Raw genomic sequence first — 14,169 nt, 5'->3', positions numbered from 1 at the left:
GGTGGGCGGGGCTTTGGGTGGGCGGGGCTTTGGGTGGGCGGGGCTTTGGGTGGGCGGGGCTTTGGGTGGGCGGGGCTTTGGGTGGGCGGGCACGGTCGCCAGTAGGCTCAAGCGGTGGGCGTGGTGGAGTTGGTCCCGCGCGGCTGACCTGGCCGTTACCATGCGGCGGGAAAGCACCGCGGCGGGCGGTGCCAGGCAGATGGGCGGACCTTGGTGGACGGGCAGGGGGACGCTGACGACCTGCTCGCCTGGGGGCCGAAGCCCACGTCCGCCCCGGAACCCGCCACCACCGCTGCCGAGTTGAGTTTGCCCGGCTATCGCGACTTTCGGCTGATCGCCCAGGGGGGCGAGGGCACCGTGTACCGGGCCCGGCAGGTCGGCCTGGGGCGCGATGTGGCGGTCAAGGTGTTGCAGGTCGACGATCCGGCGACGCTGGCGCGTTTCCGGCGGGAGTTGGAGATCACCGTCCGGCTCGGCCGCCAGCACCCGCACATCATCACCGTGCTCGACACCGGCACCGTCGCGGGCGGGCGCCCGTGCATCGTCATGGAGTTCTACGACCTCGGTTCGCTGCACGACCGACTGCGCGAGCACGGTCCGCTGCCGGTGGCCGAGGTGGTGGCCGCCGGGATGGCCGTGGCCGACGCGCTGGCTTTCGCGCATGGGCAAGGGTTTCTGCACCGGGACGTGAAGCCGCAGAACATTCTGGTGTTGCCGACGTCCTATGTGTTGGCCGATTTCGGGATCGCGCGCGGGGCGGACGCGGGGCATTCGGCATCGCTGCAGATGGTGAGTTATCGGCATGCCGCGCCGCAGATGATCGACGGTGGGGCGCCCGCGGCGGCCGACGATCTGTGGTCGCTCGGCTCGACCCTGTTCACCCTGCTGGAAGGCGTGCCGCCGTTCGCGTCGGACAATCCCGATGAGAACACCGTCTTGCCGTACCTGGGCCGAATCCGCTCGGCCGAGCCACGCGGGCTGACCCGGCCGGACGTGCCGCCGGAGTTGGCAGCGGTGATCGAACGGTGCCTACACAAGCAGCGCGAACGCCGGTTCCCCGACGCCGCCGCGCTGCGCTCCGCACTGTCCACAGTGGGCACACGCGAGTGGGAACCAACCGCCGTTTCGTCCACTGTGGACGATGAGGCCACCGCGATGGCGCCGCGGCCCGACCACACCCAGCGCTTCTCGGACGGACCGACGTCGGTGCCGGACTTCGGGCCGCGGCCGCCCGAGCCCATCTTAGAGCCGGAACTTCCGGCGCCACCAACGAAAACCGACGAACCGCGCGGCACGATGACGGGGAACCTGGCGGAGTTGACGGTGCGGCACGCCGCCGGGCCCGTGCTGCCCGACTTCGGGCCTGCCGCCGCCGAACCGTATCTGCCGCCGGTCGAGCCGGTGGCCGCGCCGGTCCGCGCGCCTGCGCACTTCGCGCCACCGGACCCCGACTGGGATCTGTCCGATTCGGACCCAACCGACCGGCGGGCGCACGAAACCCTTGCCCCCCAAGCGAAACCGCGGCGCGGCCTGGTGTTCGCCGTCGCGGCCATCGTGACCGTCGTCGCGGGCGTGGCGATCGGTGTGCTCACCAACCGGGGCGGCGAGCCCGCCGCCGCTCCGCCCACCACTACCGTCACCACCACGGTCGAACCGACGACCACCACGGCGACGGGCATCCCGCAGGGCGGCGACCCGAAGATCGCGCCAGTGCTGAACCGGTTGGCGGACACCGGAAGCAGCATCGAGGTGTTCTGGTCGGACCCGACCGGCGGACGCGCGCAGTTCGTGCTCTACGACGTCACCGCGCAGAACGCCAAGCCGGAACCGGTGACCAGCATCGCGGCCGGGGTGACCAGCCACCTGGTGGCCGACCTCGACCCTAAGATCAAGCAGTACTGCTACCAACTCGTCGCCATCGGCCTGGACGACCCCGCCACCCAGCGCGGCGCGTCAGCGCGCGTGTGCGCGATCCGAAACTAGTGGTCACGACCGGAGATTCGCCGGGGGTCTCGGTGGATCTCCGGTCGCAACCACTAGCGGCGCCACAACGGACGCGGGTCGACCGCCCAGAAGATCCGTCGATACCACGGCACCATCCGACGCAGCGCCGCCCGCACCTGCCGCGCCAACCGCCACGCGTCCTCGGTGGGCGCTGGGTCTGGACCGAATGCCGCCCGGTCGGCCAAATCCGCGAGTCGGCGCGCGGGGTCGGGTGCGAGGGCGGCGACATCCGGGGCCGTGAGGTGCCGCGCGGGCGGCCTTCCGGCCAGCAGCAACAGATCCAGCACATACGCCCACGCCCCCGGCGCCCCCGCGCGGCGCAGTCGTGCGCGTCGTGCGGCTCGCAGGACGGCCAACACTATGAGCGCCAGCACCGGTAGCGCGGCCACACCGAGCAGCAGAATCCAGGTCCGGGACGCGACCGGCGCGGGCGCGGCGTCGACCTGCGGTGGCGTGGTCGGCACCACCAGCGGCGGCCCGGCGAGCGCGGGTGTGGACGGTTTGGCCGTGGTGGATGCCAAGCGGTTGAGCACTTCCCGCTTCGACGCGGCGCTCGGGCCACTGTCCGTTCCAGACACCGGGTCGAACGGAACCCAGCCCCAGCCCGCGAAGTACACCTCCGGCCACGCGGTGGCGTCGATCCCGCGCACCACGCGGTAGCCGTCCGGGCCCTCGGGCACGGGCTGGAACCCGACCACGACCCGGGTCGGCAGGCCGACCGCGCGCGCCAGCACGGCGAACGCGGTCGCGAACTGCTCGGCCGTGCCCTTGCCCGCGCCCGGATCGCCCGCCGGACCGAAGAGGAACTGCTCGACGCGCGCGTAGGACGAGCCGACCGGCGCCGAGGCGTCGGGGGTGCGGTCGATCCGCACAACCTGTTCCAGCGCAACAGCTTGCTCGTACGGCGTGCGGGCGTTGGCGATGCTCTGGCGCGCGTAGGAGGCGAGGGTGAAGGGGAGGTTCGGCAGGTCGAGGTAGCGCCGGATTCCGGGGCCGCCCGGCACGGCGGCGCCCGCCAGGTCGTCGTCGCTCGGGCGGTCGACGGTGCCGCTCAGGTCGTAGGTCAGGCCGGGGGCGAGGCCGCGCGGCAGCACCAGTGAGCCGGAATCGGGGTCCACGAGGACGTCGCCGAGGCTGGTGGATGTCGGCGTTCCCATTGTGGGCAGCCAACTTCCGTCGAGCGCGCCGACGGTCACCTCGACCTCGGCCCGCTGCACGCGCCCGCCCTGCGGCAGGTCGGGCGGGGCGACGGCGCCGAGCGGGCCGTAGAGCGAGGACGCCTGCCAGGCGGCGCCGGTGTAGTCGGCGAGGGCGACGAGGCGGACGGGTAATTCGGGGCCGCGCAACCGGAACAGTTCGGTGTCGGCGGCGCCCGCCCACGCCGCCAGCCGGGGTAGCGGGTTGGCCACGGCGATGTCGGTCACGGGCGGCTGAACCAGCTCGCGCGGCTCGAACGCGTCGCGATTCGGCAGCACGCCGGCAATCAGCGCGGCGGCGGCGAGCACGGACAGCACGGCGACTGCCGGCCCGACCGGCGCACGCTTGACCGTCTCCGCGCGGTCGATGAGCACCCACCCGGCCGTCGCCAGCACGACAACCGCCAGCGCCACCAGGCCGCGCGGGTCGGCCCGACCGGCGGTGAGCAGCGCGCCCGCGGTGTAGAGCACGACAGCCCCAGCGGGCGGCGCGACCAGCGCGCGGCTGCCCCCCGCCACCGACACGGCGACGACCACCGCGACACAGAAGGCGAGCAGGACGCCGGGCATCAGCAGGTCCGGGGTGGGTGGCGCGGGCCGGGCGGCGGTCAGCAGCCGGGGCACCGAGTCGCGCAGTACTTCGATCGGCCCGCCCGCGATGGCGCTCCGCGCGACCAGGTAGCCGCCGAGCAGGCCGAGCACGACCAGACCGAACAAGATCAACTCACTCGACAGTCTCGCGGCTCGCGCGGCGATCACGCCCGCGAACGCGACCGCCACGGCTCCCGCGAAGAACGCCCAGGCCAAGCCCCCCGCCCATCCCGTCGCGAGTGGGATCGAGGCCAGGACCAGCAGGGCCACCGACCATCCGGCCCGCAACACACTCATCGCGCCCCCGCAAACGTTGGCGCCGCGCCGATGGGAGTGCCGTCAACGCTCGACCGGCGCATCGCCGACGAACCGCGCTGCGTGCTCATCTGGCCGCCGTCGGCCGAGAAACGGACCTTGGCACACGGCAGGCGGATGATCGGCGGGGCGGGGTCATCGGGCTACCGCCGTGTCCCAGGCGTGCAGGAGGGGTTCGGCCGTGGGGGCGCGCAGCACCAGCACGGTGCCCATCGCCGATACCGTGGTCGGGGCATCGGCGTCCACCAACAGCAGCACGCCGACCGACGCGCGGCCTGCCTCCAGCAGCAGCGGCGACAACTCCGCGCCCGTGCCGGACACCAGGGCCACGACGTCGAGGTCCCGTGCGGGCACCGACTGCGTGCCGGACGTGGCCGTGGGCTGGAGGTCGGCGAGGGCGGCGAGCACCGGTCCGGCGTCGGCGTCGGCCGCGCCGCCGGGGACCTCGACGTCCACCGTGCCGGAGGACGACAGCAGGCGCACCGGATGGCCGTCGGCCAGGGCGGCATTGACCAAGGAGGCGGCGACCTCGACCGCATCCTCGAACTGGCGGGCCAGCGGGTAGCTCTCGGCGCGGTCGTCGAGCAGGACGGCGAGGTGGGGGCGGGCCGGGTCGGCGTCCTCGCGGATCATCAGGGTTCCGGTGCGCGCGCTGGTGGCCCAGTGCAGCCGGCGCAGGTCGTCGCCGGGGACGTATTCGCGGAGGCCGACCAGGTCGGTGCCGCCGCGTTCGACGCGCTCGTCGGCGCCGATCTGGCCGCGGCGCGCGCCCGGGGGCAGTCCGCGCACGGGTAACACGCGCGGCACGACCCGGACCTCGATGATCTCGCCGACGCTCGTGCGCGACTCGGCCAGACCTGCGAGGCCGCGGCGGCGCAGGGTCAGCGGACCGACCCGCCGCACGCCGCGCCGCTCGGTGGGGATGCGGTATTCGACCTTGACCCGTTCACCCGGCCCCAACAACGGAATCTCCACGGCGACGGGCTCACCGGCGACCTCGTCGGTGCCGTCGAGCAGCACCGGCAGCCGCCTGCTGACGCTGGTGATCTCCAGTGTGCCGGTGCAGACGCCGAGCCGGTGGACCGTGCGCGGCCGGACGGTCCGGGTCGGCGACACGGGCGCGGCGAGCAACGCGGAACCGAGCCCCACCAAGGAAATCAGGGTCAACGCGATCCCGAGCGCGGCAGGCCCCGGGTAGCGCCACCACAGCCCCAGGGTGGTCAGCAGGACCCCGAGCACCAGCGCGCCCACACCCCGCGCGGTCGGCCGCACCCGGCTCATCCCGACACCGCCCGCGCACTGTCCGCAAAGGACTCAACGGTAGCCGGACGGGGACCGTGACTCAGCACGCCGCCCCCAGGGGACCCAGCCGACCGGGGCGGACCACGGCACCGAAGCCAACACTGTCCTCAAAGGACTCAACGGCAGCCGGACGGGATCGTGACTCAGCACGCCGCCCCCAAGGGACCAGCCAACCCGGGCGGACCACGGCACCGAAGCCGATACTGTCCTCAAAGGACTCTTCGGCCCATTCCAGCCCGGACCGGGGGCAGGCCATCACGGTGTCGGGCGGGGTACCTCGACGGTCGCCACCACCTCGGTCAGCACCTCATCCGTCGTTCCCCCGGCGAGCAGCGCCTCCCGGGTCAGCACCAGCCGATGCGCCAGGACCGGCGGCGCGAGGCGTTGGACGTCGCTGGGGATGGCGAAGTGGCGGCCCTGGGCGGCGGCGTAGACCTGCACGCAGCGCACCAGTGCGCGTAGGCCGCGGGTGCTGGCGCCCAACCGCAGCCGGGAGTCCGCGCGGGTGGCGGCGCCCAGTTCGGTGATATAGCGCAGGATCGGGTCGGCCACGTGCAAGGTGGCCAACCGTCGGCCGTAGTCGGCCACCTGCTGCGGGCTGGTCACCGTGGGCACCGCACCGACCGCACCCGCGCCGCTGCCGGGGCGCAGGACGTCGAGCTCCTGGTCGAGTTCCGGGTAGCCGATGGACGTGCGCAGCATGAACCGGTCGAGTTGGGCCTCGGGCAGCCGATAGGTGCCGTCGAGGTCGATCGGGTTCTGTGTGGCCACCACGAGAAACGGGTCCGGCACCGTGTGCCCGACACCGTCCACAGTGACCGTGCGCTCCTCCATGACCTCCAGCAGCGCCGACTGCGTCTTCGCGGCGGCCCGGTTGATCTCGTCCGCCAGCACGACGTTGGCGAACACGGGACCCGGCCGGAACCGCACCTGCCCGGTCTGCGGGTCGTACACCGAGGTGCCCGTCACATCCGATGGCAGCAGGTCCGGGGTGAACTGCACCCGCCGCGACAGGCCGCCGAGGGCGCCGGCGACGGCCCGCGCCAGCGTGGTCTTTCCGGTGCCGGGCACGTCTTCCAGCAGCACGTGGCCGCCCGCGAACATCGACACCAGCACCAGGTCGATCACCGACCGCTTGCCGCGCAGCGCGGTCTCCACCGCGTCGCCGACGCGGCCGTGCAGGGTGCGGAACGCGGCGATCTCGTGCTCGCCGATCGCCGGGCCCGTCATGGTCGTCACGAGTCGTCGGTCTCCCCGTCTTCGCGTCGGCCGCCTGCCCGCAGCAGCAGCGCGGTGGCGAGCAGTCCGATGCCCACGCCGACCATCGGGCCGGACGACAGTTCGTTGGCCACCCGCGGCTGCTGGCAGATCCTGCCGCCCGGGCAGGGCTCGGTTTCGGGCCGCTGCAAGACACTCCGGGGGGCCGAGTCGACCGATCGGCTGCCGTCGCGGGCGTGCGCGCGGACCACGATCTGGTTGCCGCCCTCATCCACGCTGATCGTCACCGACGTCGCCGAGCACGAGATCGACTCGGTGTAATCCCATGTCTTGTTCACGACCTCGCACGCGCCGTCGTGGCCCGCCCAGTCCGCGGGCGGGGTGAGGGTGAGCCTGCGCTCGTAACTGCCCGGCGCGACACCCGTGATCACCACCGCACCCGCGGTCGGCACGCTCGCGGGCGGCGGCGGCGGGGGTGGCGGCGGCGGCGTGGTGGTCACCGGCGGTGGCGGCGGCGCGGTGGTGGTCACTGGAGGCGGGGGTGTCGTGGTCACCGGGGGCGGCGCGACCGTGGTGGTGCCGCCCGCGGGCGGGACGCTCCACGCGGCGGTGCCCGCGGTGCCCGCGCCCGCCTGGCTGGTCGCCGTGACCGTGACGTCGAGCCTGCCGTTGAGGCAGAACTGGCTGCCCGCGCACGGAATCGAGAACTGCGTCGAGGTGCCGGTGACCTGTTTGAACAGGGTCGACCCCGCGAAACCGCCGGTGGCCGCCACGGCGTACCCCGTGATCGGCGCGCCGTTGTCGGCGGACGCGCCCCAGTTGACCGTCACCACGACAGCCGAGGCGTCCCGCGACACCAGCGACACCGACACGCCGGGCGGGCGGCCAGGCACGGACCCCGCTCGCGGTTCCGACGTCGTGGTCACCGGGGTGCCCGGGCCGCTGCTCTCCGGGCCGAGCGGTGGGTTCGACGCGGACGGGCGCGGCTGGTTCGGCCGGGTGCGCGTGGGCTCGTTCGGGTTCGGCGGCGGCGGGCTCGGCGGCGACGGCGGCGGCGACCGGTCCGGGTCGGTGACCTGCAACTCGGGGCTGCGGATCACCACCGACCGGGTAGTGCCGTCCGCGTCGACTATCACGCCCTGCTCGGCGCCCGGGGTGTTGATGAACAGCTTGCCGTCGTCGAACACGAGCTGCGGATCGCCCGTGCCGGTGGTGCGCACGTCGGGGCCCGCGCGGTTGCCGGACCGGTCGAGCACGACGACCTTCCCCGCGCCGAGACACGGGACGTAGATCCGGTCGTGGAACACCGCCGGGCGGCCGGGCCGCGCACAGCCCAGGCTCGCCACGTCCACCCGCAGCACCTGGTCGCCCGCGACCAGCACGACGGTGCCCGCGTCGGGAATCGACGCGGGGGTCAGCTCGGAGGGGCTGGTCTGCGCGGCGAGCACCTCGCCCGGCTGCCTGCCGGTGGTGGCGGTGAGGTCTTGGCCGGTGCCGTCGCGCAGGACGACGCCGCCTTCCAGACCCAGCAGGGTGACGCCCTGGCGGTGCGGCACCAGCACAGTACGCGGGCCCGCGCCGGACACCGAGCGGTTCGAGCGCTCCACGAACTTGCGGTCGTCGTCTGACCATTCCAGGGCGCGCAGGTTGCCGCCGTGGTCGACCACCCAGAGCAGGCCGTCCTCGTCGGCCACGGCGTCGGCGAGCGGCTGCCCGGCGAGCCACGGCGGGCCGAGGTCGACCAGGGTGACCGGGTCGGCGTTGGCGACCGAGCCGTTCGCGCGGTCGACAATGTAGAGGCGGCCCGCGGCCAGCAGGACCTTGCTGGTGCCGCCCGCGGGCGCCTGCCTGCGGCCGCTGGCCAGCAGGGTGGACAGGTCGATCACGGTGATCTGCCCGGTGCGCCGGTCGAGCACGACCAGGGTGCCGTCGCGCTGGATGATGTCGAGCTGGGCGTCGCCGCCCGCGACCGCTAGGCGCGTCTCCGGCTTGCCGGACGCCGGGTTGACCTGCACTACCTCGCCGCGTTCGTCGTCGCCGAGCCAGGTCAGGCCGTCGGAGACCTCGACGGCGGTGCGGGCGATCCCGGTGCCGAGGGCCGCGCCCGCCAGCAGCAGGACGCCGAGCGCCGCCGCGCCGAAGCTCGCCGACTCGCGCCCACGCCTGCCGAAGATCCGGCGGCTGATTCGCGCCGCTCGCTGCCCCACCGTCCACTGCCCCACAGTCTTGTGCCCCACAGTCATGCGCACTCTCCCTGGCCGCGGGGATCGTATCCCGACCGGACGACAGCGTTGGTCGGAACCGACCGTTCAGGCGCGCCGCCGGGAAATCGTTCGCGATCGCACCGCGGCCAGGGGTCGTGGGTCAGGCTTCGCGGTCAGGCGAGGTCGGTGAGGAAGGCCCGCCAGTCGGTCTGCGGGAAGGCGAGGGTCGGCCCGTCGTTCTGCTTGGAGTCCCGGACCGCGACGCCCGCGACCATGGGCGCGACCTCGACACAGTCACCGTTGGCCGAGCTGAAACTGCTCTTGCGCCACCCCATCTCGACACAGTTGCCGTTGGCCGAGCTGAAACTGCTCTTGCGCCAGGCGATCCCGGTCAGACCGCCCGGCTCACGCACGTTCATCGTTGTCCTCTCGATCCGCGTAGAGCTCGGTTGCCAGTGTGGCAATCAGCTCTGTCGATTGTCCCTCATTCAGGGCAGTGTCAGCCAGGGCCGCCAAGATGCCCTGGTAGGCGGCAATTTCCTCGGGTCGCTCCAGGAACAGGCTGGAGGTCTCGCTGTCCAGGTACACGATCGGCTTGAAGGTGGGGAACTCCATCAGCCTGAAGGTCCCAGCCATCGCCGCGTGCGCGCCGAAACTGGCTGGCACCACCCGCAGGGTCACGTTGCGACGAACGGACATACGCAGCAAGTAGTGCAACTGCTCGGACATCACGGCCGCGCCGCCGACCGGCAACCGGAAGGCGAACTCATGCACGTAGAACGTGCAGTGGGGCGGCTTGTCCCGGCTCAGCAGTTGCTGCCGGGCGAGCTTGGCGATCACCCGCTCGTCCACCTCGTCCGGCGGCAAGTTCGCGTTGCGGCGAATGATCGAGCGGGCGTAGTCGCCGGTCTGCAACAGCCCCGGAATCAACACCGACTCGAACCCGGCCATGGTCAGGGCTTGGTCCTCGTGGTCGACCAGGGTGCGGAGTTGCTTGGGGAGGCGGGAGCCGTACTGCTGGAACCAGCTTCGCGAATGCTGCTCCCGGCACAGGTCCAGCAGCCTCGCGCGTTCCTTGCCCTTCACCCCGCACACGCCCAGGAACGAGGCGACGTCCACTTCGGACGTTCCCCGGGCGCCCAACAGCATCCGGGACAACTTGCTGTCCGACCAGCCCAGTTTCGCGGCGGTCTGCTTGCCGTTCAGACCGGCACCCTTCATCGCCCTGCGCATTCCGTCGCCCAACTCGCGGCTGCGGACCGTGGGTTCGCGGTAGTCCATGGGTACCAGTAAAGTGATTGCCCGTGTGGGGATGGGAATCTTCACTCGATTGGATTATTCTTTTACCGTCTGGGTACCACTTGTGTGAGCGTCATGACCCAACCACAGACACTCCCCCCAGTCGCCGCCGAAGCCCGCGCCCTGCTGTGCAGCCTGCTCTACGAGCACGTCGAAACCGTCGAGTACATCGTGGACAAAGACGAGCCGTGGACCGAGGAACAGTGCGGCGTCATCCGCTCGGCCATCGAGGACCTGGGCCTCGTCATCCGCCAGATGGTCACCGAACACGGCAACACCCAGCGCGGCGACAACTGCTCGACCTGCGCGGTTCCCTGGCCCTGCGCCACGCTCGCCAGCCTGTACCGCATGCTCACCGATCGCCAACTCGGCTTCGTCCGGCTGCTCGAAGAGAACGCGACGCCACCGAAGCGGACGTGAGCCAGGAACCCGCCGTGTCCCGGAGATGCCCCTCCAGGACACGGCGGGAGGTCTACCGGACGCGGATCTCCACGTCGGCGGATCGTGCGCGACTGGCCACCCGCACCTCCAGGCCCCGCGCGGTCCGCACAGCCTGGTACACGGCGGGGGCGCCGTTCACCGTGACTGTCGCAATGCGAGCGTCGGCGGGGAGAACCGCGCCCACGGTCAACTCGACGGCGGGCCCGTCCCAGCGCACCTCGGTGCGCCAGACCCGACCGGTCGCGCTGGCGGAGACGGCCACTGCGCCCTCGCCAACCTGGATGTCACGGCCCGCGATCCTGTGCTGCCCCTGGGGAACCTGCGGCAGCACGGAGAGCCGGTCGCGGCCGAGATCCGGGGACACACCGAGCTGCTGGTGCACCACCGGCCACAGCACACCGTAGGTACCCCACGCCTGGAGGTTCATCGAGCGGTCGTAGAACGGCCGGTCGATGTTGGCCACGAAGTCCGGCGACGGCGCGATCTCCGGCATGGCGCCGGGGGTCTCCCACACCCTGGGGTCGAGCTGGATGCGCGCGTTCCCCTTGGTGTAAATACCCTGCTGGTTCGGGCCGAGCCTGCCGTAGTTGCCCTCGGCCACGGCCATCACCGCGGTGTTGAGCGAGAACGTGGACCTCTCACTGACCACAGTGGACACCACGGAGTCGCACGACGGGCCCTTGTTGCCGCCGGGCGCCGAGGTCGGGCCGGAGCCGGTGTGGAAGAGACCGAATTCGCCGGTGTAGCAAGCCTTCTCACGCTGCGCCAGGGCGGCGGTACCGTTCGCGGCGAGCGGGCCGACCGTCCCATCAGGACGGACGACCTCGGCCTCCATCGGGGTCACGCCGGTCCAGTGCCGCTGGAACACGGGCGCGTTGTCGTTGGCCGGGTTCGCCGGGTCGTCCACCGACTCGGCGTAGGCGACCGCGTCGCCGCCGACCCACCACTGCGCCTCGAACCGGCGCTCCAGGCCCGCCGCCTTGGCGTTGGCCCACTCGGCGGTGGCCGTGTCGCGCTTGCTGGTCGCGAGGTCGGCGAGGTCGCGCAGGCCGCGGATGAAGTACACCGTGCTGTCGAGTTTCTCTTCACCCATACCGGATCGCTCGACGTTGCCGAGCCCTTCGAGCCAGCCGTCGCCGTCCGCGTCGAGGGTGCGCTCGGCGTAGCGCAGGTTGCGCACGGCGAAGTCGTACAGCTCGTCGCGGAACGCGTCGTCGCCGGTCCAGCGCCACAGCAGGGCCACGATGCTGGGGAACTTCACCGTCTCGTCGGTGTTTCCCGCGTCGGTGTTCGATCCGAAGTAGACATCGCCGGTCGGCACCACCTCGTGCGCGACCTTGCCGCTGCGGTCGTTGAGCAGATCGCTCACGTCGCGCAGCGCGCGCAGGTGGTCCTTGGTGATGTCGAACTGTCCGGCCGCGACCGCGGCATAGGCGGTGTACTCGCCGTCAGTGGCGAAAATCCAGGGATAGTCCGGGAATCCGGCCGCGAGCCACCGCGCCTTGGCCACGACGCCCTTCGCGGGCGGGTAGGCCCGGCCCTCGTCCACGTCGCGGATGTCGAGGTCGCGCGCCTCCTGCACCGAGTCGGCCAGGTTCTGCTTGCTCCACTCGACACTGCGCTCCAGCAGCCGGTCGCCCGGCAGGTCGACAACCGTGTTGCGGCCGACGTCCGAGCGGGCCTTGATGGTGTCGCGCAACAACTTCTCCGGGTCGCGCAGCACTCGGTCGTAGGTGGCGCGCGCCTCGCCGACACCGTTGTCGGAGCCCGCGACCGCAAACCAGACGGTGGTCTCCTTGCCGGGTTGCAGGCTCAGCCGATAGTCCAGGCGTCCGCCGGTTCCCTTGCCGAACGCCGAGTCATCGCAGCGCGGCGGTGCCGTGCCCTCCGCGGGGCAGACCACCGCGGGCTCCTGCGGACCGCGGTACCCCGCGCCGAGCTGGTGCGCCTGGGGCCGCAGCGAACTGCCGGTGACCGCTGCGTAGTCACGCGCGTTCCCGGTGTCGCGGAACAGCAGCGCGTTGTCGGTGAACGTGCCGGTGTCGGGGGTGTTGGTGGCCGCGCTCGGCGTCGTCCAGCCCCACGGGTAGCTCGGCATCAGCTCGGAGTGCGCGTCCATCGACAACGTCACCTCGCGGGCGCGCTCGCTGCGCACGGTCAGCCCGACGAGCGTCGCGCGGGTGCCATCGGGGACGAACTCCGTGCGCTGCGCGCGCAAACCCGGTGCGGTGTAATCGAACCGCTGGTAGCCGAAGCCCTTGGTGTAGCGGGCCGCGGGGATCTGGCCGCCGAGCCACTGGCCGTCGATGCCCAGCCACAGGCCGTCGAGCAGCTTGATCGGCTGGGACCAGAAGCCGCCCATCTCACCGCGGATGTGCCAGCCGGTGGCGGGATAGAGGCCGGTCTCGTCGCCCATGGTGTAGGCCCGGTCGCCGACCACGAGCGCCCGCCGGTCGGCCAGGCGCGTGGTCTCCGATAACTCGGGCGACCGGGCATCAGGCTCGGCGCTCACCACCGGCCCGGTCAGCACGGTGCCCGCGGCTGTCGCCACGGCCAGGAGTAGCAGGGTTGGTCGCCTCATGAGCTGCCTTTCTCGACGGGGACGGGAGCGCTGGCCCGGCTGATCACCTTGCCGCGCAACAGAACCTGGTCTTCGGAGTCATCCAGCAGCCGCACCAGTTCGGCGGCTATCAGGTCGAGCGGCTGGCGGACACTGGTCAGTCCGGGGACGACGGCCGCCGCCAGCGGCGTGTCGTCGAACCCCGTCACCGCGACATCGGTGCCGGGACGCAGGCCGCGCGCGGTGACCGCCTGGAGCGCGCCGAGCGCCACCTGGTCGCTGATCGCGACGAGGGCGGTGGGCGCGGACTCGGCGTCGAGCAGGGCGCCCGCGGCCCGCTCCCCCGCCGCCACGCTGTCGTCGTCGGCGAGCCCGACGCGGCCGTTGAGCCCCAGTTCCGCGCACGCGCGCTGCCAGCCCGCGCGGCGGTCGGCCGTCGCGGCGGTCTCGGGCGCGCGCCAGCCGAGGAACCCGATCTCGCGGTGCCCCAGCGCGGCGAGGCCCGTGACCAGCTCGGCGCACGCCGCAGCGCCGTCGACGTCCACCCACGAGCCCAGGTCGGCGCGGCCGAAGGACACCACGGGGGCACGTCCGACGAGCGCGCGGTGGCGCGGGTCGTCGGCGACGGTGTCCGACAGCACGAAGGCGTCGACCGCGCGCTCGGCGACCAGATCGTGGTAGACGCCGATCCCGGCCTCGCCCGGCGGCGCGCTGAACAGCAGCACGTGCCTGCCGGTGTCCGCGACGGCGGTGCAGAAGGCGTGCAGGAAGGCGTCCATCAGCAGGTTCGGCGTGGAGCGGGGGCTGACGCAGTAGCCGACCAGGCCGGCCCGGCGCAGCTTGAGGTTGCGCGCGGCGCGGTTGGGCCGGTAGCCGAGCCGCTCGATGGCCTCGGCGACCCGCTCGCGGGTGACCGGGTCGACGCGGGCGGGCGCGTTGAGCACGTTGGACACGGTCTGCCGGGACACGCCCGCGTCCGCCGCCACCTGTCGCACCGTCACCGTCATGCGCTCTCACCCTCGATTTGACCGGTCCAAAC

10 protein-coding genes are annotated in these 14,169 nt (G+C 72.3%); 2 read left to right on the top strand and 8 right to left on the bottom strand.

Annotation, left to right across the window (positions count from 1 at the left end; translation table 11 throughout):
* Positions 1 to 213 precede the first annotated feature (213 nt).
* Positions 214 to 1,983, top strand: a complete 1,770-nt coding sequence (locus ACT4N7_RS13805) for a protein kinase domain-containing protein (protein ID WP_444829093.1) — start codon at positions 214 to 216, stop codon at positions 1,981 to 1,983.
* A gap of 53 nt (positions 1,984 to 2,036) precedes the next feature.
* On the opposite strand, the gene ACT4N7_RS13800 is transcribed toward ACT4N7_RS13805, so the two are convergent.
* From ACT4N7_RS13800 to ACT4N7_RS13775, 6 genes are all read right to left on the bottom strand, one after another.
* Positions 2,037 to 4,088: a transglutaminaseTgpA domain-containing protein gene (locus ACT4N7_RS13800; RefSeq protein ID WP_444829092.1), complete on the bottom strand. Its 2,052-nt coding sequence runs from the start codon at positions 4,086 to 4,088 to the stop codon at positions 2,037 to 2,039.
* 153 nt (positions 4,089 to 4,241) lie between these two features.
* Positions 4,242 to 5,387: a DUF58 domain-containing protein gene (locus ACT4N7_RS13795; protein WP_444829091.1), complete on the bottom strand. Its 1,146-nt coding sequence runs from the start codon at positions 5,385 to 5,387 to the stop codon at positions 4,242 to 4,244.
* A gap of 276 nt (positions 5,388 to 5,663) precedes the next feature.
* Positions 5,664 to 6,638, bottom strand: coding sequence for an AAA family ATPase (locus ACT4N7_RS13790; RefSeq protein WP_444829099.1), 975 nt, complete (start codon positions 6,636 to 6,638; stop codon positions 5,664 to 5,666).
* 5 nt (positions 6,639 to 6,643) lie between these two features.
* Positions 6,644 to 8,869 carry a hypothetical protein gene (locus ACT4N7_RS13785; RefSeq protein ID WP_444829090.1) on the bottom strand — a complete coding sequence of 742 codons (2,226 nt, stop codon included), beginning with the start codon at positions 8,867 to 8,869 and terminating at the stop codon, positions 6,644 to 6,646.
* 134 nt (positions 8,870 to 9,003) lie between these two features.
* The gene (locus ACT4N7_RS13780; protein WP_444829089.1) at positions 9,004 to 9,249 is read right to left on the bottom strand and encodes a DUF397 domain-containing protein; all 246 of its coding nucleotides are present in this window, start codon (positions 9,247 to 9,249) and stop codon (positions 9,004 to 9,006) included.
* Positions 9,236 to 10,111 carry a helix-turn-helix domain-containing protein gene (locus tag ACT4N7_RS13775; RefSeq protein WP_444829088.1) on the bottom strand — a complete coding sequence of 292 codons (876 nt, stop codon included), beginning with the start codon at positions 10,109 to 10,111 and terminating at the stop codon, positions 9,236 to 9,238. Before ACT4N7_RS13775 ends, ACT4N7_RS13780 begins: the two co-directional genes overlap by 14 nt.
* Before the next feature lie 93 nt (positions 10,112 to 10,204).
* Between ACT4N7_RS13775 and ACT4N7_RS13770 the strand changes: the two genes are divergently transcribed.
* On the top strand, positions 10,205 to 10,549 hold the full coding sequence (locus tag ACT4N7_RS13770; protein ID WP_444829087.1) for a hypothetical protein: 345 nt from the start codon (positions 10,205 to 10,207) through the stop codon (positions 10,547 to 10,549).
* 52 nt (positions 10,550 to 10,601) lie between these two features.
* On the opposite strand, the gene ACT4N7_RS13765 is transcribed toward ACT4N7_RS13770, so the two are convergent.
* Together ACT4N7_RS13765 and ACT4N7_RS13760 are read right to left on the bottom strand one after the other, a co-directional pair.
* Positions 10,602 to 13,151, bottom strand: coding sequence for a hypothetical protein (locus ACT4N7_RS13765; protein ID WP_444829086.1), 2,550 nt, complete (start codon positions 13,149 to 13,151; stop codon positions 10,602 to 10,604).
* Positions 13,148 to 14,137 (bottom strand): LacI family DNA-binding transcriptional regulator, encoded by a 990-nt coding sequence (locus ACT4N7_RS13760; RefSeq protein ID WP_444829085.1) that lies wholly within the window; start codon positions 14,135 to 14,137, stop codon positions 13,148 to 13,150. Before ACT4N7_RS13760 ends, ACT4N7_RS13765 begins: the two co-directional genes overlap by 4 nt.
* Between the last annotated feature and the right edge of the window lie 32 nt (positions 14,138 to 14,169).

The organism is Actinokineospora sp., assembly GCF_052390155.1.
In the GTDB taxonomy this organism is placed as follows: Bacteria; Actinomycetota; Actinomycetes; order Mycobacteriales; family Pseudonocardiaceae; genus Actinokineospora.
This window is presented reverse-complemented; position numbering and strand designations above follow the sequence as displayed.